Raw genomic sequence first — 22,177 nt, 5'->3', positions numbered from 1 at the left:
AGTTTTGAGATTTGCCCGAACACGCCCGCAACCGCACCCAGCGGCTCAAATATCACTGATCCACGATGCGTGGAAAAAGCCCTTTCATAAAAAGGTTTTGTCTATGTTTCTTCACAACTGAATTCAGAAATCGTCATTTGTAGCAGGCTGGTTTTATTGCCTAAAAATACGGCTTTCTTACCGCTCTCAGCACAGTGCTCTATTGCTATATCTTTCACATTTTCTGGCAACTTGGCACATTCGTTTAAGTCAGAAGAATATGTTTTGTAAGGGTTACAGCCTGCATCAAAGCCGAAGGATAATTGCGCATATTTAATTTCGATCCCCTCCTCCGAAGACTTCACGATTTTAGGATCAATAATCGTTGATGTGTCGGAAGAAGACACATCTGCTACATCTCTTGGTCTTTCTGGAGCTCCTCCAGAAAGGCACCCAGAAACCATAATACTGCCCATTAGTATAATTGTTAAATTCTTAAACATGACTTTTCCGTCCTTTTTGCTGCAATATAAATTAATAAGTGACAAAGAGCTTTGCGAAGATAGTCGCATGCTGCCGATACGAAAAGCAACTAGAAATGATACTTTTCAACAGCGAACCGCAATACGCCGATGAGGTGATAAATTGCCTTTTCGATATATTAAGAGGCAAATTTTCATTCACTGATGCGATTTCGATCACCTGCGTGAATAAAGATCGAAAGGCTGGATGCGGCATGAACTGTCTATCATTGCAAATTGAACCAAAAACTCTGGAAATTGAGCCTGCGGCTTCCGTTACTTTTGTGCAGAGCGCCCCTGTTTAATCAAGATAAAACCCAGAACCCACCCAATCAGCACAAAAGTGAGTCCAAGGATTATCTCAAACTGCACAACTGAGTTGGACTCAGTTCCGTAATCCGCGTAAGCAACCAATATCAAAAACGCTCCGAAGAGGTGCATCAACACCATAAATATATAGCCAAATACTATTTTCGACTTTGGAAAAAAGTAAGCAACCGAACGGAAAATTAATTTGAGTATCAACTTAGCCGAGATTGGATTGAGCCTATTTCACACTGTAACGCGACAATGCTATACTGAGGCCTCATCAAAAGATCCAATTCTTTAGATTTCTGGGTTGAACGCCGAAACGACACGCACGATCAAGGCAGGCACAAATTAGAGTTTTGGAAAATAACGTAGGCTCTAGCTGCAATTTTGCCTTCCAATTCACAGTACCGCCCCGACATATCAAAATAAATGCGCGGTTATGGCCACCTCTACCCACTCTTATACTTGAGGCGTGAAGAAGCTGAGGCCGCCACCATCCATACCAGGCTTCACAAGCCATAATTTATAAACCCGACCCGACAAAGAGAACTGAAACTAGATTGAAGAGTAAGCCATTGAAAAGGGCCCGACCTCATCCACTTTAGCCAAGCAGAGGATCAATCTGACTACCAAGTCTCAGATATAGTGCCATAAAATTGTCAAAAATCTTCTGTACTCGGTCTTGTCAGCCAATACCTGTACAATGAAAGACTTGCTCTGATTTCACCTATTTTCCAAAATGGCAAACCCAATTTATGGCCCGCCTTTAGAAGACGTCCCGGTAGAGCCCTGCCACATTTCAATCTGGTGCTAATCGGACAAAACGGGCGGCTGGAATTTGAAGTGATCCTTTTTTTAGCTTCGCTGCGGGCCAATAGCCCAAAATTCGAAGGGCGGGTGTTTATTGCTGAACCACGGCCAAACCAAGCATGGACCATGAACCCGATGATCCGCTCTCAGCACACGCGAGATTTGATTGCAGAGCTTGGTGCGGAATTCATTGCCTTTGACAATAAGATTTTCGGCGAAAGCTATCCCTACGGAAACAAAATAGAATGTTTGAAGGCCATCCCTAACGATAAACCGTTTTTATTTTTTGACAGTGACACGCTGATATTGGATGAACTATGCGATGTGCCGTTTGATTTTTCGCGCCCAACTGCCTCGCTGCGCCGCACAGCAACTTGGCCGCAACCTTTGGGGCCAGGGCATCACTATGCGGATATCTGGAAAGATTGTTATGACATTTGTGGCGTTGACTACACTTCTTCGCTAGATGAACAATTTTCCGCTCAGGATTGGCGGCGGTACTTATACTTCAATGCCAGCTTTTTCTTTTACGAAAGCCCAACTAAATTCGGCGCGCGCTTCCTAGAATTTGCCCAAAAGATCAAAAACAGCACGCGCCCTCGGATCACCCGACAATCTTTAGACCCTTGGCTGGACCAAGTGGTTTTGCCCATGGTTATTCACAGCTTTGGGGGGGGAAGACACACACTTGCCCGGGGATGGCTGGACGCAAAGACCAGCTGTCATTATCGGAGGATACCCCTTCTTTACGCCCGAGAGGATGATCGAGTCATCACGACACTAGAAAAACTTGCAAACCAAGCCCACATCCGCGCACGTCTGTCGCAGCACCCGGCTTTTCAACGGATGATTTATCAAAAACAAGGGCGCAGATTGCGCGGAATGATTGATCGCAGCCATCAGCCAACCTCTGAGGTTGCGCTCTATAATAAATTAAAAGCTTTGGGGTATTGGATCCGCTGAACAGAAAAATCTGTTTTCACCGGAAAGCCTTGCAAGTTCCATCTCGGACAAAGCCGCCGAAAAGGAAATACTTTCCCAATAATTGCGAAAAAATAGGATATTATGTTCCTAATTTGGGCGAGCAAGCGCTCATTATAGAATAGTAGCATTGTTTAAACAGCCTGACTTTCTTATCACAACTGGAACTGATTTAGGAGATAGATTGATGACAAGCGAAACAACCTACGGGTTTGATACATTACAAATACACGCGGGCGCCCGGCCTGATCCGGCCACTGGCTCTCGGCAAACACCGATCTATCAGTCCACAGCGTTTGTGTTCCGAGATGCCGATCACGCAGCCGCTTTGTTTAACCTGCAAGAAGTTGGCTATATTTACTCGCGATTGACCAACCCAACCGTGGCCGTATTGCAGGAACGCATTGCAACTCTAGAGGGCGGCGTGGGCGCCGTTTGTTGTTCATCCGGACATGCCGCGCAAATTATGGCGCTGTTTCCGCTGATGCAACCCGGACGCAATGTTGTTGTTTCGACGCGGCTTTACGGCGGCTCAATCACGCAGTTCAGCCAAACAATTAAACGCTTTGGCTGGGGCGCAAAATTTGTAGATTTTGATGATCTTGACGCGGTGAAAGCTGCAATCGATGACGACACGCGTGCGGTATTTTGTGAATCAATTGCAAACCCTGGGGGTTATATCACCGATCTGCCGGCGATCAGCGCCCTGTCTGATGAAGCAGGGCTTCCCTTGATCGTCGATAACACCAGCGCTTCGGCATATCTATGCCGCCCAATCGAGCATGGGGCAACACTTGTGGTGAACTCCACGACCAAATTCTTGACCGGCAATGGTACGGTCACGGGTGGGTGTGTGGTGGATAGTGGAAAATTTGATTGGTCGGCCTCGGATAAGTTTCCCTCGCTCAGCGCGCCCGAACCTGCATATCACGGGCTTAAATTTCATGAAACATTTGGGCCGTTGGCCTTCACGTTTCACGGCATTGCAATCGGGCTGCGCGACCTTGGAATGACGCTGAACCCGCAATCCGCACATTATACGTTAATGGGCATTGAAACATTGTCACTGCGCATGCAGCGACATGTAGAAAACGCCCAGAAAATTGCGGCTTGGCTTGAAACCCACGAGGCCGTTGAAGCAGTGACCTATGCCGGGCTTCCCAGTTCACCCTACAACCACCGTGTCGCAAAAATTTGCCCCAAAGGCGCGGGCAGCTTGTTTACAGTGTCGCTTAAGGGCGGCTATAAAGCGTGCCTGAAATTCGTGGATAGTCTTGAAATTTTCAGCCATGTGGCCAATTTGGGCGACAGTAGGTCATTGGTGATACATTCTGCATCCACCACCCACCGTCAGCTAAGCCCAGAACAGCAAATTGCCGCAGGCGCTGGGCCAAATGTAGTTCGCCTCTCAATCGGCATCGAAGATAGTGACGATTTGATCGCGGATCTGAATCAAGCGCTTGAGATTGCAAAATTCGTTTAAGCACTTTTGGTCAAGCTGGCTATTCCGGCTTGACCAGTATCTCGTACTGAGCAATCACCGACTGCCTGAACGCAACGTCTTGTGGCACAATTCCCGCCTCTGATAAGCTACGTTGCGCGCTCAAAAAACCGGGAGGCCCACCACGCTCAGGGAGACGATCAGACAAGCTGATCAATTGGCCCAATTTCACCTCAGCAGCCTCTGCGTAATCCTGCGCCTTTACCAGCGCGTCTTTCATGGCCTTTTGTCGAGCTAGGCTTTGCCATCGGGCCTCATCCTTGGTCAGAAAAACCAGATTTCCCAATGCCGTTACCCCAAGGTCGAGGCCGATTTGAACGATTTCTGGAAAGACAGGAAGATGGTTAATTGTGACCTCCAGCCGCGTGGTGGCGCTATAATCCAGCAATTTAGGTGGTTGCCGGTCAATATATTGAAAATTTGGTGACAGTGATAAAACCGAGCTTGCTAGATCCTCTTTGGGCAAGCCAAAAGCTTCAAGTGCGGCCAAGAGTGAAGCTGTTTTTGACCTGAGCGCGGCCATTGCTGAGGCCGGTGCATCTGCGCGGGCTTCAATTGTCCAGGTTAACTTTGCCTGATTAGGTTTTACCTTTACCGCTGCCGCACCGGTGACCGTCAGCATTCTGACAGGCTGGGTTGCGAATGCCAGCTGCGGTATAATGACAAAACAGACAGCGAGATAAATAGTGTTTCTGAATATAAATTGTTTAAAATACATGATAGCTCCTTTCTTTCCAGTAAGGGATTTACACCACGTGACAGAAATATCTGTAGCGCAATTTTCTGCCTGCCGCGATAGTTTTGCTTTTCCCTCACGCTATCCTGGTCTAGAAAGGCGTAGTCGCGGTCAAACCGAGCCTTGCTGTAAAAGATAAACTCGAGCAAATGAAACCAGACTTTGCCCTTTCCCTTTCCTTCGATGGCATCACTTTGCTGCATCGAACAAAACCGGGCTGGAATATTATTGGCACGGCGAAATTGGATTCTGCAGCGTTAGAAAGTGATGTTGCCGATATCCGGCGCAAAGCTTTAAGCCTTGATTCGCGCGCCGATAACGTAAAACTTGTGATACCGAATGAACAAATTAAGTTTATCAAATTGCTTCGCCCCCACGGCGCGCAATCAAACGATATTGAGGCGGTCATACTAGACCATTTACAAGGGGCAACCCCCTATCATGTCTCCGAATTGCGCTTTGATTGGATCGCGTCAAAAAATGATCTTTACGTGGCGGCTGTCGCGATCGAAACGCTGCAAGAGGCAGAAAATTTTGCCGAGACCCATAGCTTTAAACCTTTGGGCAATGTTGCAATTCCGCCCAAAGACAGTTTTATCGGCGAAGCGTTTTTTGGAACCGCTCTCGGCGGGCAACAACAAATGGAATGGTATGATCAGGAAATTGATATTTCCCCATCTCCCAGCCCAGAAGCGCTTTTAAAAATCGCGCCCAAACCGCTCCCACCAGAACCTCCCATTGCGCGCAACAAAGGTCGTATAACGGCGCAAAAAAAGGCGGCAAACCCCGATCCTAAACAGCCCCGCCTTTCAACCCAGCTGACCAAACAAATCAACGAAGAAGCCGAAAATGTTCCCGTCAGTCTCAATGATCTCGGCACTGCCTTCCCCCGCATTCTTTCTCAAATTGAAGGAAAGTTAGAAGGGCAAGAGCAGGCTGATAAGCCTACAGTTTTCGATGTAGATGAAACTCGGATAACTGCGAACGCTGCGTCCCCTTCTGCTGATCCAATCTTGAAAAGACACGGCTTTGAACACAAAGTCACAACCGAGAAGATCCGGAACGTTCTGCGTCATACAAAAAAACGCCTGAGCGCGGGTGTTAGCGCGCTAAGGGCCGTTCTAAAAACGCTGCTGCAAACGGCTCTTCGCCAAACCAAAATGGCCGGCGTAGGCGCCACGCAATTTATAAAAATCTGCAAACACAAGCTGTTTGTTGAAGGCGTTGTACCGCTGGTGCAGAGATTGCAACCAATTCTGCGCAAATACGTGTTGAAGGCGCGGGATTGGGGGCTTCCCGTCATGCTGCTTAGCGCTTCGGTGCTTCTGGCTGGGTTTACAGCAACATATTTCATTGTAACGCGCAGCGCCGATCCAAGTACTGATCTTGCGTTGAAAGTAGAAACGGTGAGCGCAGATGCAGATGCAGATGCAGATGCAGATGCAGATGCAGATGCAGATGCAGATAAGAAAATCGACGTTTTGCGATCGATACAAGAGCTCTCGCCAGCCCCGGAAGCAGAACGGCGTCGGGGCTTAACCGGGCTGGAAGGTTTTACCACAACCGATACGCAGGCAAAGGCAGAGGTGTTCAGCGAAACGCCATTGCTCGGCCTATCCGAGCTTCAAACATCGGCCGGTTTTGACCTCTCTATTGTAGAAAAGCTGCCAATGAAGCGGGCACTGTCGCGGTTAGACAGCCTAGCAACACCCAGTTCAACTCGCACGCGCGATGGAACAGAGCTTGCACCGGAAGCTAAAATCGAGATTCCACAAACGGCTAGGTCTTCCCAGCTTAATACGCCTGAATTTATCCCGAATGGACCAATGACCCCCGAAGAGCTTCGGCGCGTTTATGTATCAACAGGGGTTTGGCCAATGGCCCCAAAAGCTCCATATCAAGCAAGCACGAAGGCTCTTGAAGATTTATATATCGCATCAATTGATGCAGATATTCGTGCCCATGATCCGGTTATTTTGCAAAGCCCGGATGAGTTTTTGACCGATAGTACAAAAGACCTTGCGATCCCTCTGCTTAAAAAAGCGAAACCGCTTGGGCTTGCAACGGGTGACCCGGCTATCGAAATGCCCAACGAACCTTCTGCAAAAACGCTGGTTTCGCCTAACATAAATGCATTGCGCGTGTTGCCAGATGTGACGCTGAGACCGCCTTCAATGGCGCCGCAGCCTTTGGCAGAATTGACCCCGTCGATCATAACACAAGACAGCAATAAAACGGCAATATCACAACCGGATGCACTACCCTCGATTGATGCGTTAACGCGGCTTGACCCTCCCAGCGTGACTGGCTTTGGAAATCAAGCAACGAACCCTATTTTTGAAAATGCGGCCACCGAAAACGCAGAAAACCAAAGCTCAGAAACTAACCCGACCTCTGAACTCGTCTCAAAACCGCCTTCTGTTTCCTCAGAAGAAGACGCCATTGCCAGCACCGATCCGCAAACACCAAAAGCACCCGAGCCTGCAATAGATATGCTTGCCCAAAGCCGGCCTCTCATACGCCCGCAGGCCCTTGTCGCGGCTTTACGTGCAAAAGAGAAAGCCTTTGAAGAGGCGCTTAACACCTCTATCCGACCCAAAATCCGGCCGGCGCTTACGGAAATTGCTCAATCTGACACTTTGATAAGCCGCTTGTTCAGCGCCTTGGATGAAGGAGATGAAGCCAATGTGGATTCTCCAATAGCAGACGAACCAAGCAGCGCGCGGGTAAGTGAGCGCGCCACGTTGGAAAAAGGGCTCAATCTCAGAAAAGTGAATTTGCTCGGCACGTATCGGTTTGGAAACAGCCGGAAAGCCTTAATTCTTATGCCAAATGGGTCGAAGCGGATGGTAAAAGTAGGAGACCGCTTGGATGGTGGACAGGTGGCCGCCATTGACGAAGAAGAATTGCGTTATATCAAGTCAGGGCTCAATATCATTTTATCCATGCCAAGTGGGTAGGTTCCATTGCTGGGTTTTATGCGTTGCAACGGCGGTAAAATACGAAAACAACGTTAGGCGTCGCTTTCATCGCTCACCCCTGCTTCCGCAAAGGTCGACATCCCAGAATGACAGGCCAGCGCTGCCTGAAGAATTCCAATCGCAACCGCCGCGCCTGAACCTTCGCCGAGTCGCATCCCCAAAGATAAAAGCGGCTCTTTATCAAGCTGCGCCAACACGCGTTTATGCGCTTGCTCGGCACTTTCATGCCCCGCAACAGTATGATCCAACACGGACGGGCTAATTTGCTGCAGACAGGCTGCCGCGGCGCAGCAAATAAAACCATCCAAAATCACCGGAATGCGCAGACAGCGCGCGCGTGCAATCGCGCCCGCCATGGCGGCCAATTCACGCCCACCCAGACATTGCAAAGCTTTTAATCCGTTCTGCTGGGCCTTAGGGTTCATCTGCAAGCCCGCCGCAATAACACGGGCTTTTTTGGCGATACCGGCCGCGTCAACACCAGTGCCCTTACCAACCCAATCTTCCGCGCGGGCGCCAAAAAGCGCGTGGGCAATCGCGGCTGCAGAGGTTGTATTTCCAATGCCCATCTCACCTGTGACCAAAAGATCACAATCTTCGGACACCGCGTTCCAACCCGTTTGCAACGCCAGAAGAAACTCATCTTCCTCCATCGCGGGCCCTTGCGTGAAATCTCGTGTTGGGCGATCTAACTCTAAGCCATGCACCTGTAATTTCGCGCCAAAACAGGCAGAAAGCTGATTAATCGCGGCGCCCCCAGCTTGAAAATTAAACACCATCTGTTCTGTAACCTCGGCTGGAAAAGCGGATATACCTTGCGAGGTCACCCCATGATTGCCGGCAAAAATCAGCACTTCAGGTTGTGAAATAGACGCGCGCGCATCCCCCCGCCAAGCGGCGTACCATATGGCAAGCTCTTCCATCCGCCCCAAAGCACCGGCCGGTTTGGTCAATTGCATATTGCGTTGTTTGGCTGCTGCTTGGCTTTCAAGATCAAATGACGGTGCTTGACGCAGCAGATCAACGAATTGTGAAAGAGAAGAAAAAGTGTCCATAATCAGTTTTACCTTGTTCGCAATATACTCTTTGAGCTATTTACCCAGCTGCCATCGAAGTACAAGCGTTTTAGAGGCATCCAACGAGTATTAACCGACATGACCCTGCATAAGTTCACCACCTATTCTAACGATGCGAAATTGGCGCTCAGCCTGCTCAGCCGCACCCCTATCTCAGTGGAGGATGGCGCCTATCAGCGCACGGCAAAGGCCGTGTGGGCTTATGGGCTTGTCGGGATAGTTTGGGGCACTTTGGTTTGGGCTGTGGGTCTATGCGCAGTAACTTTAAATATTCCAGATGGCCTAGCTGCGCTTATCGCCTTGGGTACTGGTCTTATTTTCACCGGCGCGCTGCATGAGGATGGTCTGGCAGATTGCGCCGACGGCTTGTGGGGCGCCCAAGAGAAACAGCGCCGCTTGGAGATCATGAAAGACAGCCAAATTGGCAGTTATGGAACCCTAGCCTTGGTTGTGTCCGTGCTCTTGCGGTGGCAGCTGATAAAAGAACTGATGCAGGCAGAATTTGCCTTTGTGGGGCTAATTGTGACCGCCGTGCTTGCCCGCGCGGCCATGCCGCTTTTGATGGTTTATCTACCGCATGCCCGGAGCAGCGGTTTATCGCATAGCGTTGGCAGACCTCAGCCCAAGCACGCCCTGATAGGAGTTGGCATAGCTGCCATAATCGCGCTGGCCTTTGCAGGTCTGATAGGCTTTGCTGCTCTGCTCTGCACAGGCTGCGCTGCCCTACTCTGTTCTGCGATTGCCCAGCGCAAAGTCTCGGGGCAAACCGGCGATATTTTGGGAGCAACCGAACAGGTTTCAGAGATATTTGTGTTAATGGCAATCGTCGCGCTGTTACCGTAGCTGCAGCTCAAGTGAGAGAAGCCTGATCAGACTGCATCTGCTTTACGCGGCGCGAGACACCAATACATCATCGACTTTTTTTGCCGCAGCAACCTCATCGCCATCTTCAACAGCCGCAACTTCGCGCGTCAGGCGTTCCAGCGCCGCTTCGTAAAGCTGCCGTTCCGAATAGCTCTGCTCGCGCTGATCATCGTTGCGATGTAAATCCCGAACAACTTCCGCTATGGCAATCAAATCGCCAGAATTAATCTTTTGCTCATATTCCTGTGCACGCCGCGACCACATCGCCCGCTTCACTTTTGCTTTGCCTTTGAGCGTGGTCATCGCGCGGCCAACCACATCAGGAGAGCTTAATGCGCGCATGCCAATCTCAGTCGCCTTATGCGTTGGCACGCGCAGCGTCATCTTGTCTTTTTCGAAAGACACCACGAATAATTCAAGCGTTATTCCAGCGATTTCTTGCTCTTCAATAGAAACGATTTGGCCCACACCATGCGCGGGATAAACAACAAATTCGTTTGGACGAAAATCATTTCGTTTTGATTTGGACATTCAGTTTACCTTTCTTGCGGTTCTCTTTGGCCGAGCAGATCAACAAGCCTAAAACATTCGGCTTCTTTTAACATAGTCTCAACTAGGATGATTAGATGCAGGGTATCACACCACTTTTCGCTGCTCGTACATGCTTTCGATCGTGTTCATAGCACAAAATCAACCTTGGCACCAGAGATGGGTTTTGGTGGCGTTTATCCGCCTTCGCCAGCAGCCTCAGAAAAGTATTTTTCAAGCTTTCCGGTTTCACCATCGCGCTCTTCAGCGTCTGGAAGTGGATCTTTTTTGGTTATAATCACCGGCCAGAGGATCGAGTATTTGCGATTAAATTCGACCCATTTCTCCATATCAGGCTCGGTGTCAGGACGGATGGCATCTGCGGGGCATTCAGGCTCACAAACGCCGCAATCTATACATTCATCAGGGTGAATAACCAACATGTTCTCACCCTCGTAAAAACAATCCACCGGGCAAACTTCAACGCAGTCGGTATATTTGCAGCCAATGCAACTGTCATTCACAATATAGGTCATTCGTCGCTGTCCATTTCACATATCTTCCAAACCCTTAGCTAGAGCAGTCGAAAGAATCATTCAAGCCAATCATTGCGAAAATTACGCAGCGCGCGGCGTTCTCGTTTGGTGGGGCGCCCTTTTCGATCCTGCCCCGGCGCTGGGTTTTCGGGGTCTTGCTTTGGCGTTAAATCGCGATAGAGCAACTGAGCCTCGCTAGCCGGTCCACGACGATGCCCCAAGGCTAAAACTTCGACAACGCGCACAGAACGGCTTTGCACAACAGTTAGAACCTGTCCGACCGAAATACTGGTTGCCGGCTTCAGAACTTTTGCAGCGTTCACGCGTATATGGCCCGCTTCAATCTGTTTACTGCTGAGGCTGCGTGTCTTGAAAAAACGCGCAAAAAACAGCCATTTATCCAACCGTATTCGATCCGCCTCTGCCACACTTAGCGATCCTGCGTTTTTAACCCCATCAACGCAGCTGCAAACGGGTTATCTGGATCAATTTTCTGCGTTTTTTCTGGCTTGGCTGCAAAATTTTTGGGGCCTTTTTTATCGCGCGATGGTTTTTGCTTGCCCTTCGATTTGCGCGTCTGCTTTTCATCACCCGCGCGGTGTTTCGGTTTATTATGCCTGGGCGGGCTTTGTTTTTTAGCCACATGCCCCCAGGTGAATGTATAGAACACTTCCAACTCTGGCTCTATGGTCTCAGCGCTTTGTGATTGCGCGGGCGCTGATTGGCTATCTGCCTGCGCTATCGAAGCTGCGGGCTGCTCTTCCTCGTGCAGCGTCTCCGTCCGCTCTGAGCCCGAAGAAAGCGCTTCCGCAGCGCTCGGCTCGACCTTCGCGGGGTTGACGTCCAATGCCGCCTCTTGCGCCGCATCCACAGGTTCGGACGCCACCTTCTCAGGCAAATCGGCGGCTATTTCGGGTTTATCCACCTCAGGCGTTGCGCTGGCTACTGGATCTTGGGCAGCCTTGGTTTTTACGCGTTCCGCCTTCGCCGCCTGATAACCAAGACCTTGCATCAAATCGGCAAATTGCTCCAAGGTCATTCCGGTAATCGATAGCATATCTGCTTTCGCTTCAAACCCGGTCCGGCTGTTTTCGCCGCGCAGCATATCTGCCAAACGCTCCAGCATATCGATGCGAATGGCGCGGGTGCCCGCGTTGCGATAGCCACAAATCGTATCATGCCCGCTTTCCGCATGGGCATCGACGGGAACCGTCACCAAACCGGGGGGCGGCGCTTCGGAAAAGGTTTGCAGCCCCTTGGAAAGCGACCATAAGACCAACCGCAAGCGGGTGGGGGCGGGTTTCAGCAGCAAGGGCATAAACACGGTAAATTGACCGAAACGCACCCCATGTTTGCGCAATGCCCCGCGCGCATCTTGATCCAAAGATTTCACATCTTCGGCAACTTGCGCGCGCGGTAGAATTCCAAACCCCTCAACCATGCGATAGGCAAAGCCCCGCGCCAAACCCGTTAGGGTTTCATCACGTTGTAAATTTATCAGCGGCTCAAACAGGCTAGCGATCTTGCGATCAATAAAATGCTGCAACCGCCGCTGTACTTTTTGCGTCACATCGGCGCCGGCCTCATCATCCACGAACACCGTGATCCGTGGTTTTAAAATATCATCTCCGGACACCAATTTGCCGATCGCCTGCGTTCCCCACAAAAGGCCGCCTTGCTCAGTAAAATCAATTTCTGTATCCGGCGCGTTGTAAAATCGATCCGCCCGCAGATGAAAATGCGGCGTCAGGGCCTGTAAAGCCGCAGATTTGATGGTCTTTGCTTCTTGCCCGGTCGCGTCTTTATCTTGACGAAACTGAAACCCTTCAAGCCGACCAACGAATTCTCCTTCGACGGTCACCTCACTATTTTCATTCACTTCGGCCAACAGGGCCTCCTTCTGGTTCAACCTGCGCAACAGCACCGAGGTTCTTCGATCCACAAACCGCTGCGTCAAACGCATATGCAGCGCGTCCGATAATCTATCTTCTACAGCGCGCGTCGTCTCACGCCAATGATTTTCGTCATCTACCCAACCACTTCTTTGGCTGACATATGTCCAAGTGCGCACAAAAGCCAATCGCATTGACAATGTATCAATATCACCCTCCACGCGATCAATGCGTTTGAGATGCCCCGCAAGCCAATCATTCGGCAAATGCCTATTGCCCTGTAAATGCCCGAAAACACTGCTGAGTAAGCTGACATGTTCGGCCAAGCTTATCCCGCGAAAATCAGGAATTCGGCAAATATCCCAAAGCAGGCGCACATGCTCTGGATGCTGCATTTGTTGGCGAATATCTTCGCTTTGCCATAGGGCCTGCAGCGCAAGGTAATCATCGGCTTCCCGAGCTTTTACCAAAAGATCATCTTGAGATGATATAGACAGGCTGTGCATCAACGCATCGATCGAAGAAAAATTCAAATCAGAATTGCGCCATTGCAATTTCGAAATCGGTGTGAAGCGATTTTCAACAATTGCAGCCGCCATGCCCTCGTCAAGCGGAGGTGCCTCGCCCGTCACCCCAAAACTGCCATCCGACATCCCGCGCCCCGCGCGGCCGGCGATTTGCCCCAATTCATTTGGCGCCAAATCACGCATCCGGCGGCCATCAAACTTTGACAAGCCTGCAAAAGCCACGTGGTCGATATCCAAGTTCAACCCCATACCAATCGCATCCGTTGCCACTAGATAATCAACATCTCCGTTTTGATACAGCTCCACCTGCGCGTTTCTTGTGCGCGGGCTCAACGCCCCCATCACCACTGCTGCACCGCCCTTCTGGCGCCGGATCAATTCGGCGATGGCATACAGATTATCAACTGAAAAGCACACAATTGCGCTGCGGGCGGGCATTCTGCTGATTTTTTTGGAGCCCGTATAACTGAGCGTGCTCAGACGGTCCCGCCGCATAAATTGCGCCTCTGGCACCAATTCTGAAATCACCTTTCGCATCGTGCCGGCGCCCAGAAACAGCGTTTCATGCAAGCCGCGCATGTTAATTATGCGATCGGTAAACACGTGACCGCGTTCAGGATCTGCACAGAGCTGCACTTCATCAATCGCCACAAAATCCACCCCCATCGCCTGCGGCATGGATTCGACGGTACAGATCCAATATTTGGTGCGTGGAGGTACGATCCGCTCTTCGCCAGTGACCAGTGCCACAACTGATGGACCGCGCAGGGCAACAATTTTATCGTAGACCTCACGTGCCAAAAGCCGCAATGGCAAGCCAATAATTCCAGTACGATGGGCGAGCATGCGTTCAATGGCGTAATGGGTTTTACCGGTATTTGTGGGCCCTAGAACGGCGACCACCCGCGCAGATTGCTGCATCTTACCCTCTAGGATTAAAGCGTTTTCTCGCCGGTCGCCGATGCAACGCGATCTCTGGCGCTTTCTACGTCTTCTAAAAACGGATGTATAGTCAGAACCTTGGAATAGGCGGTAAAGGCAAGATCAGGACGTTCAAAATGCTCAAAAATTTGGCCCAGAAGCACCAGAGACGGATAATGCAAGGCATCAAGCCTCAGGGCGGCTTGCAAATCTTCTATAGCGGGGCCGAAATAGCCAAGGTGATGATAGGCGCGGGCGCGCCCATACCATCCTGAAGCAAACTGTGGCGCCATTTCAATCACGGCACCAAAATGCTGCGCCGCCACATCGAACCGCTGCGCTTTAAAACTGTTTTCGCCGCGCTTGTAGAGCAAATCAACGCCAGGCGAGCCCGACAAAGACCAAAGCTGCTTTATTTCTCGCTCTATCGCGGCAAACTTTTCTTGGTCAGACGCCGCCAACTCATTGTACAAAAGCCTGATTTGATCCGAGCTATCCGCTGAGCAAAGCGTTGCACAAACAGAAATGAAGCCTGAGGCAACAAGGCATTTGATTGTTGTTCGAAAACTCTCCATAGGGATAAGATAGTGGATGGGTCACTTTATTCTAGTTAAAATGGCAAAAAGGAATTCGTGATGAGTGAAATTTTGGAACAGGCTGTCCTAGCCCTGACAAAGAAAATGGGCGAAGCCTCTTTTGGTGGTTCTGCTAAATTCGATATCGACGGCGAAGGGTGCATTATGATTGACGCCGCAGGCGTGCGTGCCGGCGATGAAGAGGCAGAGGTAACGCTTCGAGCAAATACAGAGACGTTCCAAGATATCTTAGCCGGCGATTTAGATCCTGCATCTGCCTTCATGAGCGGACGTTTGACCATTGATGGTGACATGGGCGTTGCCATGCAGCTGGGCAGCGCGCTTGGGTAAAGGGATACCAACGCGTACAAAAAGCTCGTCGGCCAGCCCTTACTGGCGTGCGGGGCGGCCTAATCTAAGCGATCTTTTTAACAGTTTTTAAGTGAGCTTATGCACGCCTTTGGCAACCGCAGCAGCGCCAGCGCGCAGCCAATTATGCTCAGAGGCCACAAAAAACACCGTTAAGCCATATTTCTCGCGCCATTCTGCGGCTTGCTCTACAGTGCCCACAAAGCTCATATACGCCTTGTTCGAGGCGCGCGCCGCCTCGCCCACACTGCGCAATGCCGCTTGCAATTCCTCACTGGTTTGATCAGTTTTACCATAGCCAACCGATAAATCAGCCGGCCCAACAAACAGACCATCAATCCCCTCGATTGACGCAAGATCCTTCGCAACTAGAACCGCCTCTGGCTCTTCCACCTGGGCGATCACAACAGTTTCATCACGCGACTTTTGTAAAAGGTCAGGCATTGATTGCGTGGCATAACCGGCCCAGCGCGTCGATCCGGCATAACCCCGACCGCGATGCCCGAAGCGCGCCATACGGGCAATCGACTGCGCTTTTTCAACGCTGTCAACATGAGGCACAACAATGCCAACGGCTCCATAATCTAAAGCCTGTAAAATTTCGCGCTCGCTGCCATCACCCACCCGAATCAAAATTGGGAAATCAAGCGCGGTTGCAACGGCAATACATTGATCCATGGCGCCCCGATCAAACGGCGCGTGTTCGGCATCCAAACATAAAAAATCTAACCCAGACTGCGCCAAAACCTCAATCATAATATAATGTGGTGTTTTCAAGAAGGTTCCCGCTAAAGGCGCCCCCGATAACATTTTTTGTCGAAAATTCGATATGCGTGACATTTTATACCCCATTTTTTTCGCGCAGTGTACGCGGCGATCTTGCAGATGCAAGGGTGGCCGCAGCCCAGCTTTGATCTATGTTTGAACGATGAGCAAATCAGCACTTCTTCGTTTCACAGGTCGCGGGATATATTGCCCTGCCGGAGAGTTTTACATTGACCCGTGGCGCCCCGTGGAACGCGCCCTTCTCACGCATGGTCATGCCGATCACGCCCGCCCTGGGCATAGCAGATATCTCAGCACGGATATTGCTGCCCCTGTGATATCGCATCGCTTAAACAATCCCGTATTGGAAACCGTCCGCTATGGAGAAACCAGACAGATTAAAGATGCGCTGGTTTCGTTTCACCCCGCCGGCCATATCCCTGGCTCTGCCCAAATTCGTATTGAGGTTGCAGGTGAAATATGGGTGGTATCTGGCGATTATAAAATCGAAAATGATGGATTAACAACCCCTTTTGAGCCACTGAAATGTCATAGTTTTATTAGCGAATGTACCTTTGGCCTTCCGGCGTTTCAATGGCAGCCTCAAAACACCATTTTTGATCAGATTAACACTTGGTGGGCAGAAACTGCCAAAGCCGGCAAATGCTGCATTCTGGGTGCCTACGGTCTGGGCAAGGCGCAGCGCTTGCTATGCGGCTTGGATGCCAATATCGGTCCAATCTTGACGCACAGCGCCACAGAAGCCACAAATCAGATCTTGCGCGATCAGGGCTTTGATCTTCCCAAAACTCAGAAAATTATGCCCGATATGGATCGCAAAGCGCAGCGCGGTGCGCTGATTTTGGCGCCCCCTTCGGTATTTGGCAGCGCTTGGGCCAAACGTTTTGGCGAAACGTCAACAGGGTTTGTAAGCGGTTGGATGGCGCTGCGCGGTATTCGGCGGCGGCGTGGCTTTGACCGGGGCTTTGTTTTATCCGATCACGCGGACTGGCCGGCCCTAAACGCCGCAATCAAAGAAACTGGTGCAGAAAACATCTATGTTACACATGGTTACACTGACATCTTTAACAATTGGCTGAACGAACAGGGCTATAATTCAAACATCGTAAAAACCGATTTTACGGGGGATGAGGCTGAGCTGCCTGAGGAAGAGAGCGCCGAATGAAAGCCTTTGCGCAGCTGATCAAAACACTGGATGAAGCCAGTCAAACCAACGCAAAGCTCGCAGCGCTATCTGAATATTTTAAAAGCGCCGCGCCAGAAGATCGCGTCTGGTGCATTGCTATATTTTCTGGCCGCAGGCCAGCGCGCAGCGTCACGACCGCCGAGATGCGCATTTGGGCGGCCGAGGCCGCCGAGCTGCCGCTATGGCTGTTGGAAAACACCTATCATATTGTGGGTGATTTGGCCGAAACTATTTCGCTTTTACTGCCGCCTGCACAGCACAAATCAACGCGAACGCTTCAGCAATGGATCCAAGCGCTTCTCAATTTGAAAGGTCAGGATCTGGCTGCACGCAAAGGCTTCATGCTTGCAGCTTGGACAGAATGCGATGGGTATGAGCGTTTCGTGTTCAATAAATTAATCACGGGCGGCTTTCGCATCGGCGTCAGTCAAAAGTTGATGACGCGCGCTTTGGCCCAAGCAACCGGACAGGATGCCGCCGATCTCGCTCATAAATTAATGGGCCAGTGGAATCCACAAATGACCAGCTGGGAAGATCTTATTCTTGCGCAAAACGCCAGTATCAATCTATCGCGCCCCTATCCGTTTTGCCTTGCACATGCCTTAGACACAGAGCCCACAAAACTGGGCGACATAAGCGAGTGGTCCGCCGAATGGAAATGGGACGGCATACGCGCCCAAGTGGTGGTGCGCGAAAAAAACTGTTTCATCTGGTCGCGCGGTGAAGAGATGGTGAACAATCAGTTTCCCGAGCTTGCCCCTTTGGCCGAACAACTGCCACATGGCACCGTGATCGATGGAGAGTTATTGGCTTGGGCAGATGATAAACCCCTGCCCTTTCATCTTTTACAAAAACGACTTGGGCGCAAAACAGTGCCGGCGAACCTGCTCAAATCTGCGCCAATACGGCTGTTAGCCTATGACCTGCTTGAGGAAAAAGGCAGCGATATACGCGCGCAACCCTTCGCGCAGCGTCGGTCTGCGTTGGAGGCGCTTTTGCAAACGCACAATGCGCAGGATGTGATCATCCCTTCACGCTCACTTCCAGCAAAGAGCTGGGGGGATTTGGCAACATATCGGGACGACGCGCGATCTACGCTTGCGGAAGGTTTGATGATAAAATCACGCCAGAGCCCCTACATCGCGGGGCGCAAAAAGGGGCATTGGTGGAAATGGAAGCTAGATCCGCGCACCATTGATGGCGTGATGATCTATGCTCAGGCCGGACATGGGCGACGCGCCAATCTGTATACTGATTTCACCTTTGCTGTATGGGATGGTCCAGCGCTCGTGCCCTTTACCAAAGCCTATTCGGGCCTAAGCGATGCCGAATTTCGCAAAATTACCGCCTGGGTGCGCAAAAATACGCTGCAAAGATTTGGCCCCGTACGCCAGGTCACGCCGCAGCACGTTTTCGAAATAGCCTTTGAAGGCATCCAAGAAAGCACGCGTCATAAATCAGGTATTGCACTGCGCTTTCCGCGTATGGCACGCTGGCGCGGTGATAAAAAACCAGAGGATGCAAATACCCTGGCCGACTTAAAGGAAATGCTTCATGTCCAGCCCTAAGCCAACCGCGCCCGCGCCAGCCTTGGCGCGCGCCCCCCATAAAAAGGCGCGGCCGGGCAGTTGCGACACGCATGTGCACCTTTTAGCTGCCGCAAATGAATTCCCGCTTTATGAGGGCCGCGCGGAAGACCCCCCAAGCGGTTATAAATTTCAAGAATGGATCGGGCTGTATCGTCGCCATCTTGAAAATTTAGGCTGCACCCGCGGGGTTATCGTGCATTCAATTTTTTACGGCACCGATAATAGCGTAACCGTGGCGGCCCTGCGCGAAATGGGCGCAGGTTTTCGTGGCATTGGCTTGCTTCCCGATCAGGCTTCAGAAGCCGATCTTGACCAATTCGTAGCCTGGAACATGGCTGGCGTGCGGCTGAATTACGTCCACGGGGGTGTTTTAAGCTGGAAAGGCGCCAAAGCAATGGCGCCCAAACTGGCCGATCGGGGCTTGCATATTCAAATGCTTATGCACGCCCATCTGCACATGAACGAATTACAACCCGACCTGCAAAGCCTATCCGTGCCTGTGTGTTTTGATCATATCGGATGGCCCGACTTAACGCTTGGGACAGGCAATGCCGGGCTTGAGACGCTGTATCATATGTTAGATAGCGGCAAGGTTTGGATCAAATTGTCAGGCCTCTACCGGTTGGCAAACGCGCCTTATTTTGATACGGATGAAATTGTTTCAAAGCTGGTACGCGCAAATCCAGAACGCTGCCTATGGGGGTCAGATTGGCCCCATATCATGCTCAACGGCGCTGAAATGCCCGATGCAGGGTCTTTGATGGATGCATTTTATCGCGTGGTCAGCGATGAAAAAACGCGCGACCAAATTTTGATTGAGAACCCCAAGAAACTGTACGGCTTCGCCGATTGATCTGCGTATCACCTAGCCAAAACGGCCTGTCAGCGCCAGCGCGCAACATGCCCTTGTAACTCAAAACCCAGCGGCCTATCTCTTTAGGTGAACAACAAAAGGTCTTTACATGTATTTTCCCAATATTGCCCCACGCGATGCAAACACATCTCATGGAAATAAAAACCTTGGTGATCTACCGGAATGGGATTTAAGTGACCTTTATGAGGGCGAAGACGCGCCGCAATTGATCAGCGATTTGCAATGGCTCGAAGGCGAATGTGCACAATTCGCACAAGATTATCAAAATAAGCTGGCTACGTTAAACGCCGATGAACTACTCAGCTGTATCCACCGAAATGAGAAAATCAGCGCCATCGCGGGGCGCATCATGTCTTTCGCGGGGCTGCGCTATTACCAAATGACCACAGATAGCAACCGCGCCAAATTTATGTCGGATGCGCAGGAGAAAATCACCAATTTCACCACGCCTTTGGTGTTTTTCACCCTCGAGATCAATCGGCTTGAAGATGGGTATTTAGACACGCGGTTTGCGCAGAACAAGGAACTTGCCCGATACAAGCCAGTATTTGACAAGATCCGAGCGATGAAGCCCTACCAGCTGTCTGATGAGTTGGAGAATTTTCTGCATGATCTTGGTGTTGTTGGGGATGCGTGGGAAAAACTCTTTGATGAAACAATCGCAGGATTGTCTTTCGACGTGGCGGGCGAAACGCATAATATCGAGGGCACTTTAAATTTCTTAACCGATCAAAACCGAGATAACCGTCAAGCCGCAGCGCATGCTTTGGCCGACGTGTTTCAAGACAACATCAAAACCTTCGCGCGCGTGCACAACACGCAAGCCAAAGAAAAAGAGATCTTGGACCGCTGGCGCGGCATGCCCAGCCCACAAACCGGTCGGCATTTATCCAACCATGTTGAACCGGAAGTCGTTGAAGCTTTGCGAAACGCTGTGGTAAGCGCCTACCCGCAACTCAGCCATCGCTATTATGAGCTCAAGCGCAAATGGCTGGGGCTGGATAAAATGCAAGTGTGGGATCGAAACGCACCTCTTCCGCTTGAAAGCGATCGATTGGTGGATTGGCCCGAAGCCCGGGATACCGTGATGAGCGCCTATGCAAGCTTTGATCCGCGTTTGGCAGATTTGGCTGAACCGTTTTTCACCAAAGGGTGGATAGACGCGCCGGTTAAACCCGGCAAAGCCCCCGGTGCTTTCGCGCATCCCACCGTGACCGATGTGCATCCCTATGTGATGCTGAATTACTTGGGAAAACCGCGCGATGTGATGACTTTAGCGCATGAGTTGGGGCATGGCGTTCATCAGGTTTTGGCGGCAAAGCAAGGCGAAATGCTTTCATCTACACCTCTAACCCTTGCAGAAACGGCATCCGTGTTTGGCGAAATGCTCACCTTCAAAAAAATGTTGGAAAACGCCAAAGATCAAAATGAGCGCAAAGTATTATTAGCCGGAAAAGTGGAAGATATGATCAACACGGTCATCCGGCAAATCGCCTTTTACGATTTTGAGTGTAAATTGCATGAGGCACGAAAAGCCGGCGAACTCACGCCCGATGATATCAACGCGCTTTGGATGAGTGTTCAGGGCGAAAGCCTTGGGCCAGCCTTCGAGTTTATGGATGGCTATGAAACCTTTTGGGCCTATATCCCGCATTTCGTGCATTCGCCATTTTACGTTTACGCCTATGCATTCGGCGATGGTTTGGTCAACGCGCTATACGCCGTTTATGAAGCGGCTCCTGATGGCTTTCAGGAAAAATATTTCGATATGTTAAAGGCCGGCGGCTCCCAACATCACAAAGATCTGTTGGCCCCATTTGGTTTAGACGCCAGTGACCCAACATTTTGGCAGCAAGGATTATCAATGATCTCATCGATGATCGATGAGCTTGAAGCGATGGAAACTCCCTAATAAGAATATCCGATTGCGATCTAAAGCCGTTGGTCAGGCCAGCCCAAGCCCGCAGCAACAGCAACCTGCGTCAAGGCTGCTCTTGTTTTTTCGACAACCGATCTACCTTTAAGTCTACGAGTTGAATGACTGATTGAAAGAGCTCACATGCGCCTATGGATTTTATTTGCAATGATGATCACCGCCAGCACTGCCACCGCCCTTGACTTTACCTTTGAAAATATTGATGGGGGCGCGCTGTCTTTATCGAATTACGAAGGTCGGCCAATTTTGGTTGTGAATACGGCCAGCAGATGCGGTTTCACAGGTCAGTTGAGCGGGCTTCAAAAGCTTCATGAAACCTATAACGATCAAGGTCTGGTGGTTCTGGCTGTGCCTTCGAATGATTTCAACCAAGAATTGGGGAGCAACGCGGATGTTAAAGAGTTTTGCGAGCTTGGTTATAGCACCACGATGCCCATGACCGGTATAACCAAGGTAAAAGGACCAAACGCACATCCGTTTTTCAAATGGGCGAAACGCTCTGCTGGCTTCGTTCCGTCGTGGAATTTTAACAAATTGTTGATCGATCAAAATGGCCAAATCGTTAAGAGTTTTGGATCAGTTGCGCGTCCCAGCGGGCGAAAGATCACGTCTGAAATCGAAATACTGCTTCAGTAAAAGCCACGCTTTTTTCTGTTAAGCAGACGCCACCGATTTACTTTTCTAAGAGACGAAAAGG

At 50.6% G+C, this 22,177-nt stretch carries 19 protein-coding genes; 10 read left to right on the top strand and 9 right to left on the bottom strand.

Annotated elements, in window-relative coordinates; all coding sequences use genetic code 11:
• Positions 1 to 101: 101 nt before the first annotated feature.
• Positions 102 to 482 carry a hypothetical protein gene (locus UM181_12125; GenBank protein ID WQC62070.1) on the bottom strand — a complete coding sequence of 127 codons (381 nt, stop codon included), beginning with the start codon at positions 480 to 482 and terminating at the stop codon, positions 102 to 104.
• A 1,173-nt stretch (positions 483 to 1,655) separates the two neighbouring features.
• Between UM181_12125 and UM181_12120 the strand changes: the two genes are divergently transcribed.
• Together UM181_12120 and UM181_12115 are read left to right on the top strand one after the other, a co-directional pair.
• A complete protein-coding gene (locus UM181_12120) occupies positions 1,656 to 2,585 on the top strand; it encodes a hypothetical protein (GenBank protein WQC62069.1) in 930 nt (309 codons plus the stop codon).
• Positions 2,586 to 2,790: 205 nt separating this feature from the next.
• Positions 2,791 to 4,086, top strand: a complete 1,296-nt coding sequence (locus UM181_12115) for an aminotransferase class I/II-fold pyridoxal phosphate-dependent enzyme (GenBank protein WQC62068.1) — start codon at positions 2,791 to 2,793, stop codon at positions 4,084 to 4,086.
• Between the two features lie 19 nt (positions 4,087 to 4,105).
• On the opposite strand, the gene UM181_12110 is transcribed toward UM181_12115, so the two are convergent.
• Positions 4,106 to 4,822 (bottom strand): SIMPL domain-containing protein, encoded by a 717-nt coding sequence (locus tag UM181_12110; GenBank protein ID WQC62067.1) that lies wholly within the window; start codon positions 4,820 to 4,822, stop codon positions 4,106 to 4,108.
• Between the two features lie 167 nt (positions 4,823 to 4,989).
• Here UM181_12110 and UM181_12105 point away from each other — a divergent pair, with 167 nt between their 5' ends.
• Entirely contained in the window at positions 4,990 to 7,800 is a 2,811-nt protein-coding gene (locus UM181_12105) for a hypothetical protein (protein WQC62066.1), read from the top strand.
• 53 nt (positions 7,801 to 7,853) lie between these two features.
• Here the strand turns inward: UM181_12105 and cobT are convergent, their stop codons facing one another.
• Positions 7,854 to 8,879 (bottom strand): nicotinate-nucleotide--dimethylbenzimidazole phosphoribosyltransferase, encoded by a 1,026-nt coding sequence (cobT, locus tag UM181_12100; protein ID WQC64748.1) that lies wholly within the window; start codon positions 8,877 to 8,879, stop codon positions 7,854 to 7,856.
• 96 nt (positions 8,880 to 8,975) lie between these two features.
• Here cobT and cobS point away from each other — a divergent pair, with 96 nt between their 5' ends.
• Complete coding sequence (cobS, locus tag UM181_12095; GenBank protein WQC62065.1) at positions 8,976 to 9,740, top strand: adenosylcobinamide-GDP ribazoletransferase; 765 nt, start codon at positions 8,976 to 8,978, stop codon at positions 9,738 to 9,740.
• 42 nt (positions 9,741 to 9,782) lie between these two features.
• Here cobS and UM181_12090 read toward each other — a convergent pair whose 3' ends face one another.
• The 5 genes from UM181_12090 to UM181_12070 form a co-directional block, all read right to left on the bottom strand.
• Positions 9,783 to 10,292, bottom strand: coding sequence for a CarD family transcriptional regulator (locus UM181_12090; protein ID WQC62064.1), 510 nt, complete (start codon positions 10,290 to 10,292; stop codon positions 9,783 to 9,785).
• Positions 10,293 to 10,486: 194 nt separating this feature from the next.
• A complete protein-coding gene (gene fdxA / locus UM181_12085) occupies positions 10,487 to 10,825 on the bottom strand; it encodes a ferredoxin FdxA (GenBank protein ID WQC62063.1) in 339 nt (112 codons plus the stop codon).
• Positions 10,826 to 10,881: 56 nt separating this feature from the next.
• Positions 10,882 to 11,253, bottom strand: a complete 372-nt coding sequence (locus UM181_12080) for an RNA-binding S4 domain-containing protein (protein ID WQC62062.1) — start codon at positions 11,251 to 11,253, stop codon at positions 10,882 to 10,884.
• Positions 11,254 to 11,255: 2 nt separating this feature from the next.
• A complete protein-coding gene (locus tag UM181_12075) occupies positions 11,256 to 14,165 on the bottom strand; it encodes a helicase-related protein (protein ID WQC62061.1) in 2,910 nt (969 codons plus the stop codon).
• A 14-nt stretch (positions 14,166 to 14,179) separates the two neighbouring features.
• Positions 14,180 to 14,740, bottom strand: coding sequence for a tetratricopeptide repeat protein (locus tag UM181_12070; GenBank protein ID WQC62060.1), 561 nt, complete (start codon positions 14,738 to 14,740; stop codon positions 14,180 to 14,182).
• Positions 14,741 to 14,800: 60 nt separating this feature from the next.
• Between UM181_12070 and UM181_12065 the strand changes: the two genes are divergently transcribed.
• Positions 14,801 to 15,091 (top strand): SCP2 sterol-binding domain-containing protein, encoded by a 291-nt coding sequence (locus tag UM181_12065; protein ID WQC62059.1) that lies wholly within the window; start codon positions 14,801 to 14,803, stop codon positions 15,089 to 15,091.
• A gap of 87 nt (positions 15,092 to 15,178) precedes the next feature.
• Here UM181_12065 and UM181_12060 read toward each other — a convergent pair whose 3' ends face one another.
• On the bottom strand, positions 15,179 to 15,949 hold the full coding sequence (locus tag UM181_12060; protein ID WQC62058.1) for an aldolase/citrate lyase family protein: 771 nt from the start codon (positions 15,947 to 15,949) through the stop codon (positions 15,179 to 15,181).
• A gap of 88 nt (positions 15,950 to 16,037) precedes the next feature.
• Here UM181_12060 and UM181_12055 point away from each other — a divergent pair, with 88 nt between their 5' ends.
• From UM181_12055 to UM181_12035, 5 genes are all read left to right on the top strand, one after another.
• The gene (locus UM181_12055) at positions 16,038 to 17,060 is read left to right on the top strand and encodes a ligase-associated DNA damage response exonuclease (protein ID WQC62057.1); all 1,023 of its coding nucleotides are present in this window, start codon (positions 16,038 to 16,040) and stop codon (positions 17,058 to 17,060) included.
• On the top strand, positions 17,057 to 18,649 hold the full coding sequence (locus tag UM181_12050) for an ATP-dependent DNA ligase (GenBank protein WQC62056.1): 1,593 nt from the start codon (positions 17,057 to 17,059) through the stop codon (positions 18,647 to 18,649). The genes UM181_12055 and UM181_12050 overlap by 4 nt, the downstream gene beginning before the upstream one ends.
• Positions 18,636 to 19,523: an amidohydrolase family protein gene (locus UM181_12045; protein ID WQC62055.1), complete on the top strand. Its 888-nt coding sequence runs from the start codon at positions 18,636 to 18,638 to the stop codon at positions 19,521 to 19,523. Before UM181_12050 ends, UM181_12045 begins: the two co-directional genes overlap by 14 nt.
• A gap of 109 nt (positions 19,524 to 19,632) precedes the next feature.
• Positions 19,633 to 21,456: a M3 family oligoendopeptidase gene (locus UM181_12040; GenBank protein WQC62054.1), complete on the top strand. Its 1,824-nt coding sequence runs from the start codon at positions 19,633 to 19,635 to the stop codon at positions 21,454 to 21,456.
• Positions 21,457 to 21,603: 147 nt separating this feature from the next.
• On the top strand, positions 21,604 to 22,116 hold the full coding sequence (locus tag UM181_12035; protein WQC62053.1) for a glutathione peroxidase: 513 nt from the start codon (positions 21,604 to 21,606) through the stop codon (positions 22,114 to 22,116).
• The last annotated feature ends 61 nt before the right edge of the window (positions 22,117 to 22,177 follow it).

This window comes from Alphaproteobacteria bacterium US3C007, from assembly GCA_034423775.1.
In the GTDB taxonomy this organism is placed as follows: Bacteria; Pseudomonadota; Alphaproteobacteria; order Rhodobacterales; family Rhodobacteraceae; genus Thalassovivens; species Thalassovivens spotae.
The sequence above is the reverse complement of the archived record's forward strand: the minus strand, read 5'-3'. Positions and strand labels throughout refer to the sequence as shown.

What these genes read in the sequence shown, in the direction of transcription:
- UM181_12125 (WQC62070.1), bottom strand. Translation starts at nt 482, where the DNA reads ATGTTTAAGAATTTAACAATTATACTAATGGGCAGTATTATGGTTTCT.
- UM181_12115 (WQC62068.1), top strand. Translation starts at nt 2,791, where the DNA reads ATGACAAGCGAAACAACCTACGGGTTTGATACATTACAAATACACGCG.
- UM181_12110 (WQC62067.1), bottom strand. Translation starts at nt 4,822, where the DNA reads ATGTATTTTAAACAATTTATATTCAGAAACACTATTTATCTCGCTGTC.
- UM181_12105 (WQC62066.1), top strand. Translation starts at nt 4,990, where the DNA reads ATGAAACCAGACTTTGCCCTTTCCCTTTCCTTCGATGGCATCACTTTG.
- cobS (WQC62065.1), top strand. Translation starts at nt 8,976, where the DNA reads ATGACCCTGCATAAGTTCACCACCTATTCTAACGATGCGAAATTGGCG.
- UM181_12090 (WQC62064.1), bottom strand. Translation starts at nt 10,292, where the DNA reads ATGTCCAAATCAAAACGAAATGATTTTCGTCCAAACGAATTTGTTGTT.
- fdxA (WQC62063.1), bottom strand. Translation starts at nt 10,825, where the DNA reads ATGACCTATATTGTGAATGACAGTTGCATTGGCTGCAAATATACCGAC.
- UM181_12075 (WQC62061.1), bottom strand. Translation starts at nt 14,165, where the DNA reads ATGCAGCAATCTGCGCGGGTGGTCGCCGTTCTAGGGCCCACAAATACC.
- UM181_12070 (WQC62060.1), bottom strand. Translation starts at nt 14,740, where the DNA reads ATGGAGAGTTTTCGAACAACAATCAAATGCCTTGTTGCCTCAGGCTTC.
- UM181_12065 (WQC62059.1), top strand. Translation starts at nt 14,801, where the DNA reads ATGAGTGAAATTTTGGAACAGGCTGTCCTAGCCCTGACAAAGAAAATG.
- UM181_12060 (WQC62058.1), bottom strand. Translation starts at nt 15,949, where the DNA reads ATGTCACGCATATCGAATTTTCGACAAAAAATGTTATCGGGGGCGCCT.
- UM181_12055 (WQC62057.1), top strand. Translation starts at nt 16,038, where the DNA reads ATGAGCAAATCAGCACTTCTTCGTTTCACAGGTCGCGGGATATATTGC.
- UM181_12050 (WQC62056.1), top strand. Translation starts at nt 17,057, where the DNA reads ATGAAAGCCTTTGCGCAGCTGATCAAAACACTGGATGAAGCCAGTCAA.
- UM181_12045 (WQC62055.1), top strand. Translation starts at nt 18,636, where the DNA reads ATGTCCAGCCCTAAGCCAACCGCGCCCGCGCCAGCCTTGGCGCGCGCC.
- UM181_12040 (WQC62054.1), top strand. Translation starts at nt 19,633, where the DNA reads ATGTATTTTCCCAATATTGCCCCACGCGATGCAAACACATCTCATGGA.
- UM181_12035 (WQC62053.1), top strand. Translation starts at nt 21,604, where the DNA reads ATGCGCCTATGGATTTTATTTGCAATGATGATCACCGCCAGCACTGCC.